Origin of the sequence: Kitasatospora sp. NPDC058162 (genome assembly GCF_042884005.1) — a bacterium.
In the GTDB taxonomy this organism is placed as follows: Bacteria; Actinomycetota; Actinomycetes; order Streptomycetales; family Streptomycetaceae; genus Kitasatospora.
The window spans coordinates 39,791-60,526 of the sequence record NZ_JBHVUS010000031.1 but is presented as its reverse complement, the minus strand read 5'-3'; the positions used below and the strand labels follow the sequence as shown (position 1 = coordinate 60,526).

Below are 20,736 nucleotides of genomic sequence, written 5' to 3'. Positions count from 1 at the left end.
GCGGCGCGGCCGCTGTCGGGACTCCGGGGAAGCCCGGGGGAGCCCGGGGGAGCGCACCGGGCATTGCGTTCGAGCCGGTGACTGGTCAGTATGGTGACGTGATGCACGCCTTCCCCTGCGGGACCCTGCCCCTGGACTTCGTCGGCACGCTGCGCGCCCGGCGCAACGCCGCGCCGATGGAGAAGCTGGCCTCCCCCGAGCAACTGGACGCCTGGTTCGTGGAGTCCGGGATGCTCGACGGCGGCGCCGGCGCCGACGAGACCGACCTCGACATCGCCGTCGACCTGCGCGAGTCGATCTACGCCCTGGTGGCCGCCCGGCTGGACGGTCAGCCGATGCCGGCCCGGGCGATCGCCGAGCTGAACCGGCACGCCGCCGGACTGCCGGTGACGCTGCGGCTGCACGCCACCGGCGCGACCAGGACCGGATCGGTCTCCCAGGGCCTGGCGGCCCTGGCCCGGGAGGCCGTCGAGATCCTCGGCGGCGACGACGCCGCGCTGCTGCGCGAGTGCGCCCGGCCAGAGTGCACCCAGGTCTACCTCGACCGCTCCCGCGGCCACCGGCGCGAGTGGTGCGCCATGCGGACCTGCGGCAACCGGGTCAAGGCCGCCTCCTACCGCGCGCGCCAGCACGGCGGCGCCGACGGCTGACACCCCACCCCGGGACTGGTCCTCCGCCTCCGCCCCCGCCCCGGCTGCTGCCGCGGCCGCCGGGCGGGGGTTCGGCGTTTCCACGCCCGGTTCGGGGGTCGGGTGCGAACCGCTGACTGCCATGGTTCTGCCCCCTCGTGAGTGACCGTCCGATGAGCCGCGACTGCCGTCACCGGTCTGACTGGTGACGATTATTGGCAACGGCGTGCGGGCACGTCAAGGCGACCGCCGCCTGCCCCGGGCTTCAACCTGCCCTTTATGGAGGAGAATTCACCGATCTGCGGCTCTCTGAGGTGCTCGTGAAAGGGCAGGATTCCTGTCGTGACGGCTCCAGGTTCGCCTGACTCACCCGAGTCATAACCTGATTGACAGGTTATGTGTGCGAGCGTCAGACTCCACCTGGACAAGGGTGAGAAGGAGAAAAACGTGATCATCTACGACCGGCTCTTCATCGCGGGCACCTGGACCGCGCCGAGCAGTGCCGAACTGCTGGACATCCGCTCCCCGCACGACGGTGCGCCGCTCGGCAAGGCCGCACAGGCGCGGCCGGCGGACGTGGACCGCGCGGTGGCCGCGGCCCGGGCCTCGTTCGACGGGGGAGTGTGGCGGGAGACCCCACCGTCGGAGCGGGTGGCGGTGCTGCGTCGCTTCAACGCCCTCCGGGAGCGGAACGCGGAGCGGATCGCCGAGCTGATCGCCACCGAGAACGGCTCGGCGGCCTGGTTCACCCGGGCCGGTCAGCCCGGCCTGACCCGGCAGGCCAACGCCTACCTGAGGGCCGCCGAGGAGTTCGACTGGGAGCGGACGCTCGTCCCCTCCGACCCGGCCTCGCCGGTGCGCAGCGTGGTGCGCCGTGAGGCGATCGGCGTGGTGGCGGCCGTGATCCCGTGGAACTCGCCCTTCTCCTCGGCGACTTCGAAGCTCCTCCCGGCCCTGCTGGCGGGCAACTCGGTGGTGCTCAAGGTCTCCCCGGAGAACTCGCTCAGCATGGGCTTCCTCGCCGAGCTGCTGGAGGAGACAGGACTGCCCGAGGGGGTGGTGAGCGTCCTGCCCGCCGACCGGGAGACCAGCGAGTACCTGGTCTCCCACCCCCAGGTGGACAAGATCGCCTTCACCGGTTCGACCCGGGCCGGCCGGCGCATCGCCGCGATCGCGGGGGAGCAGCTCAAGCGCGTCAGCCTCGAACTGGGCGGCAAGTCCGCGGCCGTGATCCTGCCCGATGCCGACCTCGACCGGGCGGTGGCGGGGTTGAAGTTCTCCTCGCTGCTCAACAACGGGGAGTCCTGCATCGCCCAGACCCGGATCCTGGCCCCCCGCAGCCGCTACGAGGAGGTGGTGGCCGGGCTGAAGACCCTGGTCGAGTCCCTCAGGGTCGGCGACCCGGCGGACCCGGCGACCTTCATCGGGCCGATGATCCGCCGTGACCAGCAGGAACAGGTCCGCCGCTACATCGCCCTCGGCCTGGAGGAGGGCGCCCGGCTGGTCACCGGCGGCCCGGACGTCCCGGCCGGCCTGGAAGCCGGCAACTACGTCACCCCGACCGTGTTCGCCGACGTCGACAACTCGATGCGGATCGCCCAGGAGGAGATCTTCGGCCCGGTCCTGGTGGTCATCCCCTACGAGGACGAGGACGACGCCGTCCGGATCGCCAACGACTCCGAGTACGGCCTCTCCGGCGGGGTCTGGTCCGCCGACGAGGGCCACGCGCTGGCGGTCGCCCGTCGCATCCGTACCGGCACCGTCACCGTCAACGGCGCCTCCATCGGCTTCGACGGGCCGTTCGGCGGCTTCAAGGCCAGCGGCATCGGCCGCGAGTACGGCGCCGTCGGGCTCGGCACCTACACCGAGTACAAGACCATCACCCTCTGAGCCCGCTGAGCCCGCTGAGTCCTCTGACCCCTCCGGGCCCTCTGAGCCCTCCGGACCCGCTGAGCGGGGCGACGCAGCCGCTCAGCCGGACACCCCGCGGCCAGGCCCTCTGCTGTTCCATCGGAGTTCAACCGCGCGCTCCTGACTCCACCCCGTCAAGCCCCTACCTTCCCTGGTGGACTGCGAGAAGGAGCCATGGAAGACACGCAACCTGCCGTACGCGCACGGGGATTGACGAAGTGCTTCGGTGACGTCGTGGCACTCGACGGGGTCGGCCTGGAGCTGCTCCCCGGGCGGATCCACGGGCTGGCCGGGCCGAACGGGGCCGGGAAGACCACCCTGCTCGGGCTGCTGCTCGGGCTGGCCGTCGCCGACGGCGGCGAGCTGGAGGTGCTGGGCAGACCGGTCGGCCGGGCCCTGGCGGCGCCCGACGGCGTGGCCGGGTTCGTCGACGGGCCCGGCCTCTACCCGTCGCTGACCGCGCGGAAGAACCTGGCCGCGCTGGCGGCCCTGCGCGGCCAGGACACCGGGGCCGGCCGGATCGACGAGGTGCTGTTCGAGGTCGGGCTGCGGGACGTCGCCGACGACCGGGTGCGCGGCTTCTCGCTGGGCATGCGCCAGCGGCTCGGCCTGGCCGCCGCCCTGCTCACCCGGCCGCGGCTGCTGGTGCTCGACGAGCCCTCCAACGGCCTGGACCCGGCAGGTAAGCAGCATGTGCACGGTGCCCTGCGCCGACTCGCGGAGGACGGCGTCACCGTCGTCCTGTCCAGCCACCGGATGGACGACCTGGAGGCGCTCTGCTCCGAGGTGACGATCCTCGCCACCGGGCGGGTCCGCTTCTCCGGCCCGCTGGGCAAGCTGGCCGCCGAGACCCGGGCGCTGGACCACCGGCTGCTCACCTCCGACCTGCGCACCGCCCGCCAGGTGGCCGTCGGCACGGCCGGGGTGACGGTCGTGGACGGCGCCGGGACGTGGCGCGGCGCGGAGGCGCTGGTGGTGCGCGCCGCCGGGCCGGCCGTCGAGCAGCTACTGGCCGGGTTGGTCCAGGAGGGCGTACGGGTGCGCGAGGTCGCGCCCGTGGTGTCGCCGCTGGAGGCCGCGTACCTGGCCCTCACCGAGGAACAGCAGGAGGACGGGCGATGAGCACGGTCACGGCCGGGCAGGCGGTGGCCGGTGCGGCCGCCGGATCCGGGGCGCGCCGGGTGCCGGTGGGCCGGGTGTACCGCTTCGAGCTGGTGAAGCTGGTCTCGCAGTGGCGGATCCGGCTGCTGGTGCTGGCCTGTTGGGCGCTGCCCGGGCTGTTCACGGCCGCGGTCGCCCAGCAGGGGACGCTGCCCTCCGACACCCTGTTCGGCCGCTGGATGCACGCCACCGCCTGGGCCGGCCCGCTGGTGGTGCTGGGCTTCGCCGGCTCCTGGGCGCTGCCGCTGCTGACCTCCGTGGTCGCGGGTGACGTGTTCGCCGCCGAGGACCGGCTCGGCACCTGGCGGCACCTGCTGGTGGCGGTCCGCTCGCCGCGCCGGATCTTCCTCGCCAAGACCCTGGCGAGCGCCACCGTGATCGTCCTGCTGGTGGCCGGACTGCTGGCCTCCGGTACGGTGGGCGGGCTCGCGGCGGTCGGGAACCAGCCGCTGGTCGGCGTCGACGGGCACCTGCTGGCCCCGTCGGACGCGGCCGTGAGCGTCCTGCTGGCCTGGACCGCAGCCCTGGCGCCGACGATGGCGCTGGCGTCGCTCGGCCTGCTCGGCTCGGTCATCCTGGGCCGCTCCCCGATGGGCCTGCTCGTCCCCGCGCTGTCCGCGGTCGCCATGCAGCTCGCGCAGACGCTGCCGCTGCCGGTGCCGCTGCGCCTGGCCCTGCCCGGCTACGCCTTCGTCTCCTGGAACGGGCTGTTCGTCGATCCGATCCGGCTCCAGGAGCTGCTGATCGCGGTCGCGGTGAGCCTGGTGTGGGTCGTGGTGGCGACCGGCGCGGCCTACCGGCTGTTCGTCCGGCGGGACTTCACCAACGGCAACGAGGACGGCGAGAAGCGCCGCGCGCTCACCTACGGGGTGCTGCCGCTGGCCGGACTGCTCGCGCTGACCACCGGGGTGGTCGCGGTGGCCGCGCCCTCGACCGGGTCGGGGATCAGCCAGGCGAAGGTGCAGCGCTCGGTCTCCACCGTGTTCGCCCACCTCTACCGGCTGCAGACCGAGCAGCTGTACCGCCCCGCCGTCACCGAGGCCGACCTGCGGGTCAGCGCGGAGTGCAACCGCGGCGACGGCCAGGTCGACCCGGAGGGCCCGGGCAACGACTGGCGCTGCGTGGTCACCTGGCACCTGCCCGGCACGGAGGCGCCCGGCACGGCGGTCTACCAGCTGGACGTCGCCTCGGACGGGCGGGTGATGGCCGACGGTGACGGGCCGAAGGAGGTCAACGGCTACTTCCTGGTCCACACCGGGACCGGGGACGCGCCGAACCCGCTGTGGCAGTTCGACGGCCAGATCGACCTGCTCGACTCCTCGACGGACTGACCGGCCCCGCCCGACTCAGGACCCCGCACACCGAACGCACCCAGCACACCCACCTCCCAACGAAGGGCTGACGCCATGCAGGTAACGCGTCGTCGACGCGACCGGACGGAGCACCTGGTGCTCCTCGGCCGCCGGGCCGGCCGCCGGGCCACCCTGGCCACCGCGTGCATCACCGCGGTGGCCGTGGCCACGGGCACGGCTTTCGCGACCACCCACCAGTTCGGCACCGACCAGGTCGGCCAGGTCACCGCCGGCGGCCAGGTGATCTCCAGCGACCAGTACATCGCCCCCTACGGCAACCGGCTGGTCATCGACAACGGCAAGCTGATGGGCTCCCGGGTCAGCCCGGACGGCACCCACCTGGCGGCCTCGCTGGCCGACGGCGACGCCTCGCTCGTCATCGTCGACCTCAAGTCCGGCAAGGTGCAGCAGCGGGCCGGCAAGGCCAAGACCGCCGACCTGCACCTGACCGACGGCTCGGTCGGCCAGGAGGCCCCGGTCTACTCGCCGGACGGCAAGCAGCTGTGGCTCGGCCAGCTCGACGGCTACACCAGGTTCACCGTGAACCCGGACGGCTCCCTGGCGAACCCGGTGACGGTCGCCATCCCGGCCGACGGGGCCAAGCACGCGCTCGCCTCGGGCCTGGCGTTCTCGGCCGACGGCTCGACGGTGTACGCGGCCGTCAACGGGCAGAACCGGGTGGTCGAGATCAACGCGGCCACCGGCGCGCTCGGCCGGAGCTGGACGACCGGCACCGCGCCGCGCGGCATCGTGCAGGTCGGGCAGAAGCTGTACGTCAGCAACGAGGGCGGCCGCGCCGCCACCCCCGACGACGACACGCTCAACTCCTACGGCACCCAGGTGCCGGCCGACCCGGACACCGGCGCCGCCACCACGGGCACCGTCAGCGTGATCGACCTCGCGGACGCGTCCGGCGCCGTCGGCTCCATCGACGTCGGCCTGCACCCGACGGCCGTGTACGCCAAGAACGGGACGGTCTTCGTCGCGGACACCTCCTCCGACCAGGTGTCCGTGATCGACCCGGCCCGCGGCAAGGTGGTGCAGCGCATCTCCACCAAGCCCTGGCCGGAGGCCTCGGTGGGCTACGAGCCCACCGCGATGACGCTCACCGACGACGGGCGCCTGCTGGTCACCCTCGGCCGGGCCAACGCCGTCGCCGTCTACCGCTTCACCGGCGCCCAGGAGCCGGTGAGCTACGTCGGCCTGCTGCCCACCGACTACTTCCCGGCGGAGATCACCACCGTCGGCTCCACGGTGGTCGTCTCCAACACCCGCGGCATCGACGCCCGGCGCCCCAACTCCACCGGCGCCCACAACACCCACGACACCACCTCCAGCCTGACCCGGTTCACCCTGCCCGCCGACAAGGAGATCCGCTCCCAGACGGACAAGGTCTTCCAGCAGAACGGCTGGACCAAGGGCGCGGTCCAGACGGCCGACCGGCACAAGGCGAAGCCCGTACCGGTGCCGGGCCGGATCGGCGACCCGTCGACGATCAAGCACGTCTTCCTGATCGTCAAGGAGAACCGGACCTACGACCAGGTCTTCGGCGACATCGGCAAGGGCAACGGCGACCCCAAGCTGGCCCAGTTCGGCGCGAACGTGACGCCCAACCAGCAGGCGCTGGCCAAGCAGTTCGGGCTGTACGACAACACCTACGACATCGGCACCAACTCCGCCGAGGGCCACAACTGGCTGATGCAGGCGGACAACCCGGAGTACACCGAGTCCTCGGCCGGCGAGTACGAGCGCAGTTACGACACCGAGGACGACGCCCTGGGCCACCAGCGCTCGGGCTTCCTGTGGACCGGCGCCCAGGCGGCCGGCCAGGACGTGCGCGACTTCGGCGAGTTCCACCAGTTCCTCACCAAGCCCGACGGCGCGAACTGGCAGAACCTGTACTGCGACGCGAAGAACATGGACGCGACCGGCGACGACACCGCCTACCCGCTCAACTCCTCCTCGCCGATCCCCTCGCTCAACGACGTGTCGGTGCCCGGCTTCCCGAAGTTCGACCTGGACGTGCCGGACCAGTACCGCTACCAGGTCTGGAAGCAGGACTTCGAGCAGAACGGCCCGGCGGCCCTCAACATGCTGTGGCTGTCCAGCGACCACACCGGCGGTCCGGCCAGCCCGGCCGCACAGGTCGCCGACAACGACCTCGCGGTGGGCAAGATCGTCCAGGAGATCTCGCACAGCGAGTACTGGAAGGACACCGCGATCTTCGTGGTCGAGGACGACTCCCAGGCCGGCCTCGACCACGTCGACGGCCACCGCGCCCCGATCCAGGTCATCAGCCCCTGGGCGCAGCACGGCGCCGTCGACAGCCGCTACTACTCGCAGATCACCATGGTCCGCACCATCGAGCAGATCCTCGGGATCCACCCGATGAACCAGAAGGACAGCGCGGCCAGCCCGATGGCCACGGCCTTCACCGACAAGCCGGACTTCACCCCGTTCGACGCGGTGCCCAACCGCACCTCGCTGACCGACGGCCTGAAGACGCCGCCCTCCTGCGGCGTCGACGTGCCCGGTGCCCAGGACCGCAGCGCGGCGGCGGCGCCGGTGACCGTCGCCCCGCCCGCGGCCGAGCAGGGCGTCGCGGCCCAGTGGGAGGACTGGAAGGCCAAGCAGCACCTGACCGGCCCGAACGCCGCGCCGGACCGCGCCAACCCGGCCCAGATGAACCACCTGACCTGGTACCAGACGCACAACTGGAAGGCCCCGTACCCGGGCGAGGACGCGATCCACGCCCCGAACGACGTCCCCGGCGCCTACATCCCCTCCGCGGAGAACGACGGCTGACACCCGGTGAGCGGCCCCGGACCGGCACTGCTCGGGCCGGTCCGGGGCCGTCCTTACCCCCGCCGCCCGCCGCCCGCCGCCCGCCGCCCGCCGCCCGCCGCCTGCCGCCCGCCGACCGCCGACCTCAGACCACGATCACCCGGCGTCCGCGGGTGTGCCCCGCCCGGCTGTCGGCGTGCGCGGCCGCGGCCTCGGCGAGCGGGTACGAGGTGTCGACCGGGATGTGCAGCCGCCCCCGGGCGATCAGGTCGGCGGCCTCGGCGAGCGCCGCCGGGACGCTCCCGGCCACGCCGGAGAACCGGACCCCGAGCCCGGGCGCGGCGAGATCGGCGATGGAGACCACCTTCCGCGGATCCCCGGTCAGTTCGACGAGCTCGCGGATCACCCCGGAACCCGCCAGGTCCAGCGCGGCGTCGACCCGGCCGAGCCGGCGCACCCGCTCCACCCAGCCCTCGCCGTACGTGGTGGCGAGCGCGCCCAGGCCGCGCAGGTAGTCCTGGTTCGCGGCCCCGGCCGTGCCGATCACCGTGATGCCGCGGTCGCGCGCGATCTGCAGCACCGCCGAACCGACGCCCCCGGACGCGCCGCTGACCAGCAGCGTCTGCCCGGGGCGCACCCCGACCTCACGGAGCACCCGCAGCGCGGTCTCCACCACGGACGGGTAGCCCGCCGCCTCCTCGAAGGTCAGCCCCTCGGGCATCCGGGCCCAGGCGGACAGCACGGCGAACTCGGCGTAGGTGTCGAGGCCCTCGCCGAACACCCGGTCACCGACCTCGATGCCCTCGACCCCGGCGCCGACCTCGTCCACCACCCCGGCCGCGTCCAGCCCGACCCCGGCGGGCAGTCGGACCGGATGGGCCCCCAGCACCTGGCCCTCCCGGAGCCGCCAGTCCACGGGGTTCACCCCCGCCGCCCGTACCGCGATCCGTATCCGGCCGGGGCCCGGGCGGGGCACCTCGGCGTCCACGAGACGCAGGACCTCGGGGCCGCCGAACGCGGCGAAGCCCACCTTCTTCATGGTCTTCCTGATGGTCTTCCTGGTTGTCATGCGGCCGACCGTAACACTAACGGTTAGTGTTTTGAAGCTGTTCCGTTTTCGTGGCTGATAGCATCACGGCATGACCGAGCAGACCGCGCCCGCCGAGCCGATCGGGCCGACCGAGCCGATCGGGCGCCGCGAGCGCAAGAAGGCCGCGACCCGCCGGAAGATCGCCGACACCGCCCTGCGGCTCTTCCTCGACCGCGGCTACGACGCGGTGGGCATCCGCGAGGTGGCCGCCGAGGCCGACGTCGCCGTCACCACGGTCTTCTCCCACTTCGCCGCCAAGGAGGCCCTGGTCTTCGAACAGGACGAGGACTTCGAACAGCGCCTCGTCCGCGCCGTCACCGAGCGGACCCCCGAGGAACCGCTGATCCCCGCGCTGCGCCGCGAGATCCACGCCATGGTCCGGCACTGCACCGCAGACGGCGCCGTCCAGATCTGGCGCCTGATCGACTCCTCGCCCGCCCTGCGCGCCTACGAGGAGTCGATGCGGCTGCGCCACGCGGAGTCCCTCGCGACGGCCATCACCACCCTCCCCGGCCCGCCCCGCACCCCGACCGCCTGCCGCGCGATCGCCCGCTTCACCGTCGACGCCTTCTCCCTGGCCCGCGACGCGGCCGACCCGGCGGCTGCGGTGGACGAGGTCTTCGACCTGATCGATGCCGCCTGGGCCGCCCTCCCCGCCTGACGAACCATCAGGCCCCGGTTCGTGGTACAGCCGTGAGGGCTCGTCACCGCCACCGTCGGCCGACGCACCGGGGACCGTTCGCGTCCGCCTGATTTCCGCAAAGTCGCCCCGGATCGGTGGGCGCTCTGGCATGCTCACCCGAACGGCGGCAGGCTCCGGGTAACCGGGACCTCACTCAGGGTCAGGGATGGGCAGTGCAGTACACGATCAGCGCGACCGCGTTCCTCGCGATCTTCATCGTCGTCCGGCTCCGCCGACGTACCGAGGCCCGGCGCCGCAGCGACGAGGCGTTCACCGTCTTCACCGCGGTCGTGTTCGGCGTCCTGATCGCCGCCACGTCCTGGGGCCGCGCCATCCTCCAACTCGTCGGCATCGCCGTCGAGGCCACCCACTGACACCATGCGCTTCTGTCAGTAGGCCATCCTGGTGCCCCCGGCCGGTACGGCCGTCCTCCTGAGCGGTGAGGTGTCCCATCGGTACGAAGAGCGGGCCGACGCTGGCCACTTGGCTGGGCGGCCTCGACGCGGCCGCGTTGGAACGGGTCCTGGCGGCGCGCCCGGACGCCGCGGCGGCGCCGGAACTGCGGTCGGTCGGTGAACTGGCCGACCGTCTGCTGCGCCCGGCGTCGGTGGCGTCGGCGCTGTCGCGGCTGACGCTGCCGTGCCTCCAGGTGGCAGAGGCCCTCGCCGCGCTGAGTGGCGTCTCGCAGGACGAGCAGTGCGAGCGGGTGGAGCCGGCAGAGCTGGCAGGCCTGCTGGACGCGACGGACGGTGAACGTGCCCGTGAATTGGCCTCCGTCCTCGAGGAGTTGGCGGATCGCGCGCTGGTGTGGCCGGGTGACGACGGCCGGCTGCACCTGCCGCCGCCACTGCGAGAGGCGTGGTCCGCGCCGCTGGGGCTCGACGCACCGCTCGCGCGCCTGCTCGCGGGCTTGAACTCCGACGACCTGGCCCGCGTGCTGGCCAAGGCCGGGATCAAGCCGGCCGGCAACCGGAAGGAGCAGCGGCTGGCCGCGCTGCTCGCCCACCACGGAGATCCCGCCCGGGTCGCCGCGTTGGTCGCCAAGGCGCCCGCGGCGGCCCGCGAGCTGCTCGAGCGGCGGGCCCATGCGGTTCCGGAGCGAGTGGCCCTCATCATGTTCGGCGCTCCGCAGGTGAACGCCGCGCCCGGCGAACAGTGGGCGGTGGAACGGGGACTGCTGATCCGTGAGCGCCTCCGCTACGGTCCGGCCCGGATGCCCGCGGAGGTGGCCCTGGCCCTGCGCGGCCGCGACCGGCACGCCCCGTTCACACCCGTCCCGCCCGTGGTGCGGCCGGTGCCCGCGACCGTGCCGGAGGTCGAACGGGAGGCCGCGGCCGCCGCGATGGTGTTCGCCGCCCACGCCGCGTCCGTCCTGGCGGTGTGCGCGTCCGCTCCGCCGGCCCGGCGCAAGGCCGGCGGGGTCGGCGCCCGCGAGCTCGCCCGGATCGGCCGGGCGGCGCACTGCGACGAGCTTCCGGTGCGCCTCGCCCTGGAGGCGGCCAGCGCCGCCGGGCTGCTGGCCCCGGACGGCGACCGGGTCGCGGCGACCGCGTCCTACGACACCTGGGCCGCGCGGGAACCGGCCGAGCGGCTCGCCGTGCTGCTCCGGGCCTGGTGGGCGCTCCCGCTGACCCCCGGCGCACGCCGCGACGAGGACGGGAAGGCCCTGCCCGCGCTCGTCGCGGCTGCTCCGCGTGCGGGCTGCGTCCAGGCCCGGCACGGGCTGCTCACCGCCGCCGCCCGGCTCCCGGCCGGTGCAGGCGCGGCGGACCGGGCGGAGCTGGGGGAACTGCTCCGGTGGCTCCGCCCGCTCGCCGACGAACTCCCGCAGGACGTCGGGCCGTTCGCGACCCTGATCCGGGAGGCGGAACTGCTCGGCGTCCTCGCCCTCGGGGCCGTCTCCCCGCTCGGGACCGCCCTGCTCGCCGCCGCCGACTCCGCCGCTGCCGACGCCGACGCGCTGAGCGACGCGTGCCGACGGCTGCTGCCCGCCGCCGGCGGGACCGCCCGCTTCGGCAGCGACCTCACGGCCGTGATCGCCGGGACGCCGTCGGCGCACCTCCACACGCTGCTGGACTGCGCTGCGGACCGGGAGAGCGCCGGTGCGGCGTCCGTCTGGCGGTTCAGCCCGGGCAGCGTCCGCCGCGCCCTCGACGCGGGCCTCACCCCCGACGCCCTCACGGCCGACCTGGCCGCCGTCGCCGTCGAACCGCTGCCCCAGCCGCTCACGTACCTGATCCACGACACCGCGCGCAGCCACGGCCGGGTGCGCGTCGCGGCCGCGGCCTGTGTGATCCACGGCCAGGAACCCGCCCTCCTGGCCGAACTCGCCGCCCACCGCGCGCTCGCCCCCCTCGGCCTGCGCCTGCTGGCACCGACGGTGCTGATCAGCCGCACCCCGCCGGACCAGACCCTCGCGGCCCTGCGCGCCGCGGGCTACGCCCCCGTCGCCGAGGAACCCGACGGGACCGTACGGATCGAACGGGCGCCGCGGCCCCGCACGGCGGGCCCGGTTCCGTCCCCGCGCCCAAGCGGCGGCAGGTCCCGCACCCGGCGGAAGGAACCTCCCCGCACCGCGGCCGCGGGAGGGCCCGTCGACCTGCGCGCCCTCGCCGCCCGGCTGCGCGACGCCCCGCAGCACAGCACGGAACCCGACCCGCGCGACGGCCGCCCCCGCACCGGCGGCACCGAGGAGACGATCGCCGGGTACGCCCGCAACCTGACCTCCACCGACGTCCGCCAGCTCGCCCATGCCGTCGACGAGCGGCAGGCCGTCACGATCGAGTACGTCGCGACCTCGGGCAACACGAGCGTCCGCACCCTCAGCCGCCTCGCCCTGGACGGCCCCTACCTGAACGCCTGGTGCCACCTGCGGGACGACCAGCGGGTGTTCACCCTCTCCCGCATCCACGGCGTGATGCCCGGCTGACCGGCGACCCGATCGTGGTCGCGGCGAGCGACCCCCGGTCAGGCGGGGACGTTGGTGATGACGGCGTTGGTCAGCCGGGCGAGCAGCTTCGAGAGCTGGTCGAGGTCCGAGCCGCGGCCGTCGGACCACTGGGCCGAGCCGACGAGCATGCTGTGGCCGTAGGCCGAGAAGCCCTGCACGAAGGGGCTGTCGAGGGGCAGGGGGCGCAGGCCGGAGTCCTTGGGCGCGAGGTGGATGGCGACCTGGCGGGATTCAGGGTGGCTGCCCAGGACGGTCATCACGTGCGCGAGGTCGCCCTGGTCCTTCAGGGTGAGCAGCCCCAGGTTGTACTGGTTGCCGTCGGCGTCCTTGTACAGCGCCAGCTCGACGCCGAGGCAGCCCTGGCTCTGGGTGATCAACCCGGCGAGGGTCGCCGCCACGGTGTCCGTGCTGGTGCAGCTCGCCCGCGCCTCGGCGGACACCCGCGTGTAGCCCTGCACCCGCGCCGGGAACACCGACAGCGGGACCGCGACCTTAGTGACCGCCACTGACACCTGGAAACCGGCCCCCCTCCGAAACCCCGCCGGAGCCCCCGGCACCGCCGTCGCACAGCGGAGTTGAACCGCCGCCAGGCCCGCCCACCGGGATCGGACGATCGACCATCGGGTCATTTCGGGAAAACGGCTTCGGTCGGACACGGTCGAATTGCCGTGATTCCTCCGCTTCGTGAACAGAGGTTCACTGTTCTACGTCCGGTGCGGGCCGGGCCGTTGATCCGTCGGGCGGGTGGTCGCGAGGGAGAACCTGACCTTGGGGCGGGCCTGGGCGCCCGCGCGGTGGTAGAAGCGGATGGCGTCGGTGTTCCAGTCAGGCGTCTGCCACTGCACCTCGGCGGCGCCCAGGGCGGCTGCCGCGTCCGTCACGGCGTCGAGCAGGGCGCGGCCCCAGCCCCCGCCCCGGTGGGCTTCGGTGACGAAGAGGCAGTCCAGGTGGACGTAGTCGGTGGCCTGCCAGGTGGAGAACTCGCGGGAGTAGCTGGCGTAGCCGGTCAGTTCGCCGTCGTGGTCGACCACGAGGCACCACGCCCTCGGATGCGCGGCGAACAGCACGGGCTCCAGTCGGGCGGCGAGGTCGGCGGGTACGGCGTCGGCTCCGGCGCGCTCGTAGGCGGCGTGGTCGGCGCACAGGCGGGCGAGCGCCGGGAGGTCGGCGGCGGTGGCCGGGCGGATCGTGCCGCCCGGCCGGGCGGTGGTGGTCAGCATGCGCAGGAGATGCCCGAGCGCGGGGCGGTCAGGTCGTCGATGGGGCGGCTCTCGGTGCCGGTGGCGGTGTCGAAGGCGAAGCCCTCGCGGACCCAGTACTCGAAGCCGCCGAGCATCTCCTTGACCGGGTAGCCGAGGCGGGCGAAGGCCAGGGCCGCGCGGGTGGCGCCGTTGCAGCCGGGGCCCCAGCAGTAGGTGACCACGGTCTGGGTGGCCGGGTCGATCAACTGCGGTGCGAGCTCGGCGATCCGCGCGGTGGGGAGGTGGATGGCGCCGGGGATGTGGCCCTGGTTCCAGGCGACCTCGCTGCGGGTGTCGACCACCACCACACCGGGGGCGCCGGAGATCAGGTCGGCGCGGACGTCGGAGACGTCCGCCTCGAAGGCGAGGCGGGCGGCGTAGTGGGCGGCGGCCTCGGCGGGGGTGGCGGCGGGGACGTTCAGGACGGCGCTGGCGGACATCGGAGGACCTCTGTTCCTGCTGGTCGGGCGGGGTTCGGTGGGCCGTTCCGGGCTTCCCCGTTCGGCGATGACTCCATTCTTCGGCCCCGGGGCCCGCCCCCACGAGTGGCGTGAACGCCTGGGATCACCAAGATCCCGCCAGGTGTCCACTGCGAGAGGATGCCGGTATGACGATCACGCCTCGATTGGTGGCCAGCTACCCGATCCCGAGTTCGAGCACCGCCCGGACGTCTATCGACACCACCGCTCCGGTCCCTCGTCTGGAGGTCCACGACGCCGAGTCTCTGCGCTTCTACGACCTGCGGGAACAGGCGGAACCGGCGGCCGAGTTCCCGGCCCCGTCGCCCGAGTGGTGGTTGCGGACGTGGGTGGCCCCCGACCTGTCCCTCGCCGTCTTCGGCACCTCGGAGGGATACGTCGCCGTCGCCCGGGACGGCCGAAGGCTGTGGCAGCAGCCGTACGGCACCTGGCGGGTGGATCGCTGGGGGTACGTCGACTTCGCGGCGGGTGGCGCCGGCCGGCAGCTTCGGATCTGGCTGCGGCTGCCCTCCGGACTGCCCGACCGCACTCTGTTCCTCACCCTGGACGCCGAGGGCACCGTGCTGGCCCGCAGCGTGCTCCCGTGCGGCGGCTACGCGCGCTCCGTCAGCCTGTTCCAGGACGGGAACGGCGGGATCGCCGGCGTGACCGTGTCCGGAGAGCGTACGGCGGTCACGCGTTACGAGGCACGGGAGGAGTCCGGCGCCATCGTCCTGGGCCGCCGACTGCCGCCGGACCACTTCCCCGAGCTCCCGGACGACTGCGAGTTCCTGGACCAGGACGCCGGGGACGCCCGCTGCATGACCGTCGACGGCAGGGGACGGGAGGTCAGCTGGCGCGACGCGCTCACGCTCCAGCGCACCGCCTCGCTCCCCCTGAGCGACTTCCCGGCCCCCGGCACCGGCGACTGCTCGGTGCACAACGCCCCGTACATCTCCACCTGGGGCGGGTTCGTGGACGACGGCACGGCGCTGGTGACGCTCCACAACCCGTACGACGAGGCCGCGGTGTACATGTTCGGCGAGCAGGACTGGCGGGAGTACAGCCACTGGCTCGCCGACCCCGCCACCGGCACCCTGCACGGGCGCGTCGAGTACCCGATGGCCGAGGTCGACACCGTGGTGCCGGCCGGCGACGGCACCTGGTTCACCCAGGAGTGGAACGCCTACCACCGCTGGCGGCGCTGACCCGCCCGCCGCCGCCACCGCCACAGGCGGTCGCGGCGGGCCCCGGGCTACCGCAGGCCGGCCAGGACGGTGAGCAGCCGGTCGATCTCCGCGGAGGAGTTGTAGGCGTGCAGGCTGACCCGGACCGAGGAGTCGGTCTCGCCGGCGCGGCCCTGGCAGTGGCCGTCGGCGCGGACCATCAGGCCGTGGCTGGCGAGGATGAAGCCGAGGTCGTTGGAGGGGATCCCGCCGTGCCGGAAGGTGACGATGCCTTCGCGCCGCTGCACCGGGGAGTCGGCGGCCAGGCTCTGCTGGCAGCCGAGGACGCGGTAGGCGTCGTGGCCGCGCAGGCCGTCGGTGAGGCGGGCGGCCAGGGCGGTGGTCCAGCGTTGGATGCGGTCGGTTCCGGCGGCGTCGAGCCAGTCCAGGGCGGCCTCCAGGCTGGCGATCCCGCAGGTGTTGGGGGTGCCGCTCCAGCCGCCGGGGTGGAACTCCGGGCCGCGGGTGTTGCGGGCCCACACCGCGCCGGTGCCGGGCAGGGCGAGCGCCTTGTGGCCGGAGAAGACCACGAAGTCGACGTCGAGGCGGCCGACGTCCACCGGCAGGTGGCCGACGCTCTGCGCCGCGTCCAGGCAGATCGGGACGTCGGGGCCGACGGCGGCCCGGATCCGGTGCACGTTCATGTCGGCGCCGTACACGTGGTGGACGTGGGTGGCGGCCACGAACGCGGTCCGCTCGGTGACGAGTTGGGGCAGTGCCCGGTGGTCGTAGTCGTGCGAGGCGTGGTCGTACGGGAGTTCGCGCACCCGGATGCGTACCCCGCGCTCGGCGAGCGACTGCTGGGCCTCCAGCCAGGGCAGGGCGTTCGCCTGGTGGTCGGCGAAGGGCACGATGATCTCGTCGCCGTCGCGCAGGTGCCGGGGCAGCCAGTCCCGGGCCACCGTGCGCAGACCCTCGGTGGTGCCGCTGGTGAAGTGGACGCCGGAGGGGTCTCCGGGCGCCTTGTCGCCGAGGAAGGCGGCGACCCGGGTGCGGGTGCGTTCGACCAGTGCGGTGGTGGCGTTGGCCCAGGTGTAAGTGCCGCGCCCGGCATTGGCGTTGGCGGTGGTCAGGTAGCGGTGGACGGTGTCGAGCACCGTCCGCGGCTTCTGCGCGGTGGCCGCGCTGTCCAGGTAGGCCTGTTCGGGGGCGCCGGTGATGATCGGGAACTGCTCCCGCAACTCCCGGTGCCAGCCGTCCAGTTCGCCGAGTTCGTCGAGTGTGCTCATGGCGGCCCCGTTCAGTCCCGGACCAGCGGCGCGCCCGCGTCGCGCCAGCCGATGATGCCGCCCGCCAGGCTGCGGACGTCCCGGTGTCCCATCCGGGTGAGCAGCGCCGCGTACCGCACCGACTTCTCGCCGACCGGACAGGCCAGCAGGACGGGCTGCCGGGTGCCGAACGGCAGTCCGCCGTGCAGGAGTTCGTCGAACAGCTCGTCGACGATGTTGATCGAGCCCTCGATGTGCAGCGCGGCGTAGGCGAACGGGCCGCGCAGGTCGATCACCAGCGGGTGGTCCTCGGCGATCCACTTGCGGGCGGCGTCCACGTCGACGGCCCGGACGGCGGCGAGTTCGGCCTCGGTCAGGGTGCCCACCGAGTTCGGCCGCGCGGGCCGGTCGAAGAGTTCCGGGCGGCGGTCGCGGAGGTAGCCGAGGTAGCTCTCGACCCGGTCGCAGACGATGAAGACGGCCGTCCGGCGCTCCCCGGAACCCGCCGACTCGGAATCCGCCAACTCGGCGTCCAGCGCCCGGAGGTGGCGCAGCGCGCCGTAGTAGGCGCCGCCGCCGGTCGGTCCGGCCAGCAGGCCGCAGCGGCGCACCAGGGTGAGCATGCCGTCGATGGCCTGGTCGGAGGTCACCGACTCGATGGTGTCGTAGGTGCCGGGGTCGAACAGGCCGACCTCGTGCACCTCGTCGATGGTGCGGATGCCGGGGATGAAGTCGGACTTGTGGGCGACCAGTCCGACCACCTCGACCGCCGGGTTGTGGGCGCGCAGCACGGTCGCCACGCCGGTGGAGGACCCGGCGGTGCCGACGCAGGCGATGAAGACGTCCGGGGCGCGGCCGTCGAGGTCGCGGACGATCTCCGGCCCGGTGCCGGTGAGGTGGGCGTCGAGGTTGAGCGGGCTGAAGTACTGGTCGGTGTGGAGGTAACCAGACTCCGCCTCGGAGAGCATCCGGTGGATGCGGGTGAGCGGGTCGTCGGTGTCGGTGGGGTCGAGGCACTCGGCCCGGCCGGGCAGTTCCTCGATCTCCGCGCCGAGCAGCAGCAGGAGGTCCTTGATCTCCGGGACCTTCATCCGGTTGGTGACGCTCTTGAACGGCAGTCCGTGCATCCCGGCGATCAGTGCGAGCGCCTTGGCGGTGTTGCCGCTGGACAGTTCCACGACGGTGTCGCCGCGTTCGACGGCGGCCGGGAGCGCCTCGCGGGTCATGTTCCAGGCGGCGCGGTCCTTGACCGAGCCGAAGGGGTTGAGCAGTTCCAGCTTGGCGTACAGGTCGATGTTGCGCAGGCCGGTCACCGCCGGGTCGATCCGGACCAGCGGGGTGTCGCCGATCGCGTCGGTGATGCTGTCGTACCTCATGCCGGTCCGTCCCCCTGGTGTGTCGCGGCCCCCGTGGTGTCGAGGGGCCAGTACTGCTCGTCGAGGCGCCAGTGCCAGGCGCCGTCCTGCCGGTAGGCGGCGACCTTGCGCGCGACGGGCTGCCGGATGGGCCCGCCGGCGTTGAAGTCCATCAGGTAGCCCGCGGTGTTCGCGAAGGCCAGCAGGTCACCGGGGGCGGGGAGCCGGGGCAGGTGGACCAGCCGGCGGGTGATCAGGTCCGCCTCCAGGCAGAGGTTGCCGAGCAGGTAGACGCCCACCGGCTCGTCCGGCGCCGCGGGGGCGGCGGACCGGGGTATCAGCACCGGGTCCATCAGCACCCCGTGGTCCTCCAGGCCGGCGTCCCGGGCGTTCATCTCCAGCCGCACCATCCGCTCGCCCTCCGGCCCCCGCCGCACCTCCAGGACGCGGGCGAGGGTGGCCCCGCACTGGTCGACCAGGGCCCGGCCGGGTTCGACGGCCAGGTCGTACATGTTCTCCAGCAGCAGGGTGGCGAGCGGCCGGCCGAGGGTGGGCGCCCGCTGGGAGAGCAGCTCGTCCAGGTACGCCTCGGCGGCGATCGCGCGGTGCGCCGGGTACAGGCCCAGCGCGCCGCGCAGGGTGCCGGACTCGTTGCGCAGCCCGTAGCCGTGCCCCTGCCAGGTGAGCGCGGGGCGCCGGCCCAGCACGGCTTCGGTCAGTGCGGTGGTGTACTGCTCCCACTGGGCCGCGTCGGCCAGGTAGTTGACGCCGAAGCCGCCGCCGATGTCGATGGTGCGGGGGCGCAGGCCGCGGCGGTGGCAGTCGTCCATGACCCGGATGCAGGCCTCCAGGGCGACGGCCTTCTCGGTCACGCCGGTGGTGTCCAAGTGGTAGGCGACGCCGGTGAGTTCGACGGCGTCGCGGTGGCGTTCGAGGGCGTCGAGGAGGTCGTCGAGCTCGCCGACCGGGGAGCCGAAGCGGCTCGGCCGGGTGAGGACGGTGACGCCCGGCGAGCGGAAGCCGGAGAGCCGCGGCATGACGGGCACCCGGGGGAGGGCGTGTTTGCGCACCAGGTCGGCCAGGTCGTCGAGTTCGGCCCGGGAGTCCAGGTGGACGGTGGCGCCGGTGCGGGCGGCCAGCCAGAGGAACTCGCGGTTCTTGGGGCCGGTGGCCATGATCCGCTCGGGGGTGAGCCCGGCGCCGAGGGCGTGCTGGAGTTCGCCGAGGGAGGCGGCGTCCAGCCCGGCCTCCAGCCCGGCGGCGGTTCCGGCGCCAGGCCCGGCGTCCGGCCCGGCGTCGGCGGCGAGCCGCCGGACGAGGGCGCTGGAGCGGTTGGCCTTGTGGGCGTAGTAGATCCGCCCGGTGAGGTGGTGCTTGCGGTAGACGGCCCGGAAGCGGGCCAGGTTGTCGGCGATCTGGTCGGGCAGCAGCAGGTTGAGCGGTGACCCGAGCGCGTCGACCAGGGTGTGCAGGAAGTCGGTTGTCTCCAGGAGGGATCGGAGCCGGGGCTCCAGCCGTGGTTCCAGGTACAGCGGTGAGGGCCGCATGGCGTTCTGCTTCCCGTCGGAGGTCCGGGCGTTGGGGCACGCGGCCGTCGACGGGCTGCCCCGGCCGGTCGACGACCGAGGGAAACGGTAACTGTTTTCAGTTTGAATCAACAGCACTTTCTGTCACGCCATCGCAAAGTCTGTGCCAATGCGAAAGAAACCAATCCGCTTGTGACAAAAGGGAGTTGGATCTCGGGTGGCGGGCGGTCCGGCTCAGCGCAGGGCCACCAGGACGGAGCTGGCGCCGTACTGCCACACCGACCCGGCCTGGCGGAAGCCCGCCACCCGCAGCAGTTCGGCGTGCTGGGTGGCGGACAGGCCGTTGTCGCCGCCTTCGCTGGGCGGCAGTTGGCGCTCGCGCGCGGCCAGCAGCTCGGCGAACTCGGGGATCCCGCGGGCGGCCTCCCACCACTGCGACCAGTCCTCGGCGGTGCCCACGCCCCGGCGCTGGGAGCGGCGCCGGCCGATCGCCAGCGCGAGCTCCGCGAGGGACGGCTCCTGGGGGACGAGGTGGTCGCCGTTGACCAGGACGCCGCCGGGCCGCAGCGCCCGGGCGAGGTCGCGGTAGATCCCGAGCAGCGCCTCCGGGGGCGGGTAATGCAGCGCGGTGGAGGAGAGCACGGCGTCCAGCGGGCGGTCGAGTCCGAGGTCCTCGATCCAGCCCGGGCGGCCGATCAGGGTCTCCACCCAGCGGGTCACCCGGGGGTGTCCGGCCCGGCCGAGCGCGAGCAGCAGCGGGTCGATGTCGACGGCGATGACCTCGGCGTGCGGCAGCCGCTCCGCGACCCGGGCGGACAGCGAGCCGGGGCCGCTGCCGAGGTCCGCGATCAGCGGTCTGCCGCGGGGGCCGACGACCTGTTCCACCACATCGACGATCACGGTGAACCGCTCCTCGCGCTCCACCGCGTAGCGCTCCTGCTGGCGCTCCCAGCGCTCCACCCAGGCCCCGGCCAGGGTCGCGTCCACCGGCATTCCGACTCCCGCTGTGTCCGTGCGCATGCGCGTTCCCCGTTCGCTGCCAATGTGTGTCATGTCCATATGGATTGGCAACGGAACCGGCCGGTGTGATCCGCTGCCTGCACCATAATGATATCCGTTTTCATCTGTGCCGAGTGCGGCAGGCCGAGCGCGGCCGGCGGCGT

Annotated in this window: 17 protein-coding genes; 9 read left to right on the top strand and 8 right to left on the bottom strand. The window is 73.4% G+C overall.

Features of this window, described 5'->3' with window-relative positions:
- Positions 1-101: 101 nt before the first annotated feature.
- From ACFVXG_RS35755 to ACFVXG_RS35735, 5 genes are all read left to right on the top strand, one after another.
- Positions 102-650, top strand: a complete 549-nt coding sequence (locus tag ACFVXG_RS35755; protein WP_387933763.1) for a CGNR zinc finger domain-containing protein — start codon at positions 102-104, stop codon at positions 648-650.
- A gap of 426 nt (positions 651-1,076) precedes the next feature.
- A complete protein-coding gene (locus tag ACFVXG_RS35750) occupies positions 1,077-2,519 on the top strand; it encodes an aldehyde dehydrogenase (RefSeq protein WP_387933761.1) in 1,443 nt (480 codons plus the stop codon).
- Positions 2,520-2,714: 195 nt separating this feature from the next.
- Positions 2,715-3,662 carry an ABC transporter ATP-binding protein gene (locus ACFVXG_RS35745; RefSeq protein ID WP_387933760.1) on the top strand — a complete coding sequence of 316 codons (948 nt, stop codon included), beginning with the start codon at positions 2,715-2,717 and terminating at the stop codon, positions 3,660-3,662.
- Positions 3,659-5,032: an ABC transporter permease gene (locus ACFVXG_RS35740; protein ID WP_387933759.1), complete on the top strand. Its 1,374-nt coding sequence runs from the start codon at positions 3,659-3,661 to the stop codon at positions 5,030-5,032. Before ACFVXG_RS35745 ends, ACFVXG_RS35740 begins: the two co-directional genes overlap by 4 nt.
- Positions 5,033-5,107: 75 nt before the next feature.
- Positions 5,108-7,858 (top strand): alkaline phosphatase family protein, encoded by a 2,751-nt coding sequence (locus ACFVXG_RS35735; protein ID WP_387933757.1) that lies wholly within the window; start codon positions 5,108-5,110, stop codon positions 7,856-7,858.
- Between the two features lie 124 nt (positions 7,859-7,982).
- Here the strand turns inward: ACFVXG_RS35735 and ACFVXG_RS35730 are convergent, their stop codons facing one another.
- Positions 7,983-8,876, bottom strand: a complete 894-nt coding sequence (locus ACFVXG_RS35730) for an NADP-dependent oxidoreductase (protein WP_387933827.1) — start codon at positions 8,874-8,876, stop codon at positions 7,983-7,985.
- 100 nt (positions 8,877-8,976) lie between these two features.
- Here ACFVXG_RS35730 and ACFVXG_RS35725 point away from each other — a divergent pair, with 100 nt between their 5' ends.
- The 3 genes from ACFVXG_RS35725 (at position 8,977) to ACFVXG_RS35715 (ending at position 12,538) form a co-directional block, all read left to right on the top strand.
- Complete coding sequence (locus ACFVXG_RS35725; RefSeq protein ID WP_387933756.1) at positions 8,977-9,588, top strand: TetR/AcrR family transcriptional regulator; 612 nt, start codon at positions 8,977-8,979, stop codon at positions 9,586-9,588.
- Positions 9,589-9,782: 194 nt separating this feature from the next.
- Positions 9,783-9,983 (top strand): hypothetical protein, encoded by a 201-nt coding sequence (locus ACFVXG_RS35720; RefSeq protein ID WP_387933754.1) that lies wholly within the window; start codon positions 9,783-9,785, stop codon positions 9,981-9,983.
- Positions 9,984-10,048: 65 nt separating this feature from the next.
- Positions 10,049-12,538: a helicase-associated domain-containing protein gene (locus ACFVXG_RS35715; protein ID WP_387933752.1), complete on the top strand. Its 2,490-nt coding sequence runs from the start codon at positions 10,049-10,051 to the stop codon at positions 12,536-12,538.
- 38 nt (positions 12,539-12,576) lie between these two features.
- Here ACFVXG_RS35715 and ACFVXG_RS35710 read toward each other — a convergent pair whose 3' ends face one another.
- The 3 genes from ACFVXG_RS35710 to ACFVXG_RS35700 all read right to left on the bottom strand — a co-directional run bounded on the left by ACFVXG_RS35710 (position 12,577) and on the right by ACFVXG_RS35700 (position 14,240).
- Positions 12,577-13,065 (bottom strand): hypothetical protein, encoded by a 489-nt coding sequence (locus tag ACFVXG_RS35710; RefSeq protein ID WP_387933750.1) that lies wholly within the window; start codon positions 13,063-13,065, stop codon positions 12,577-12,579.
- Positions 13,066-13,263: 198 nt separating this feature from the next.
- Positions 13,264-13,779 carry a GNAT family N-acetyltransferase gene (locus tag ACFVXG_RS35705; RefSeq protein ID WP_387933748.1) on the bottom strand — a complete coding sequence of 172 codons (516 nt, stop codon included), beginning with the start codon at positions 13,777-13,779 and terminating at the stop codon, positions 13,264-13,266.
- Positions 13,773-14,240, bottom strand: a complete 468-nt coding sequence (locus ACFVXG_RS35700) for a rhodanese-like domain-containing protein (RefSeq protein WP_387933746.1) — start codon at positions 14,238-14,240, stop codon at positions 13,773-13,775. The genes ACFVXG_RS35705 and ACFVXG_RS35700 overlap by 7 nt, the downstream gene beginning before the upstream one ends.
- A gap of 167 nt (positions 14,241-14,407) precedes the next feature.
- On the opposite strand from ACFVXG_RS35700, the gene ACFVXG_RS35695 reads away from it, so the two are divergent.
- A complete protein-coding gene (locus ACFVXG_RS35695; RefSeq protein WP_387933745.1) occupies positions 14,408-15,466 on the top strand; it encodes a hypothetical protein in 1,059 nt (352 codons plus the stop codon).
- A gap of 47 nt (positions 15,467-15,513) precedes the next feature.
- On the opposite strand, the gene ACFVXG_RS35690 is transcribed toward ACFVXG_RS35695, so the two are convergent.
- The 4 genes from ACFVXG_RS35690 to ACFVXG_RS35675 all read right to left on the bottom strand — a co-directional run bounded on the left by ACFVXG_RS35690 (position 15,514) and on the right by ACFVXG_RS35675 (position 20,593).
- Positions 15,514-16,713, bottom strand: a complete 1,200-nt coding sequence (locus ACFVXG_RS35690; protein WP_387933743.1) for an aminotransferase class V-fold PLP-dependent enzyme — start codon at positions 16,711-16,713, stop codon at positions 15,514-15,516.
- A gap of 11 nt (positions 16,714-16,724) precedes the next feature.
- Positions 16,725-18,068, bottom strand: coding sequence for a pyridoxal-phosphate dependent enzyme (locus tag ACFVXG_RS35685; RefSeq protein ID WP_387933741.1), 1,344 nt, complete (start codon positions 18,066-18,068; stop codon positions 16,725-16,727).
- The gene (locus tag ACFVXG_RS35680) at positions 18,065-19,594 is read right to left on the bottom strand and encodes a Y4yA family PLP-dependent enzyme (protein ID WP_387933740.1); all 1,530 of its coding nucleotides are present in this window, start codon (positions 19,592-19,594) and stop codon (positions 18,065-18,067) included. The genes ACFVXG_RS35685 and ACFVXG_RS35680 overlap by 4 nt, the downstream gene beginning before the upstream one ends.
- Before the next feature lie 213 nt (positions 19,595-19,807).
- The gene (locus ACFVXG_RS35675; protein ID WP_387933738.1) at positions 19,808-20,593 is read right to left on the bottom strand and encodes a class I SAM-dependent methyltransferase; all 786 of its coding nucleotides are present in this window, start codon (positions 20,591-20,593) and stop codon (positions 19,808-19,810) included.
- Positions 20,594-20,736: the final 143 nt, after the last annotated feature.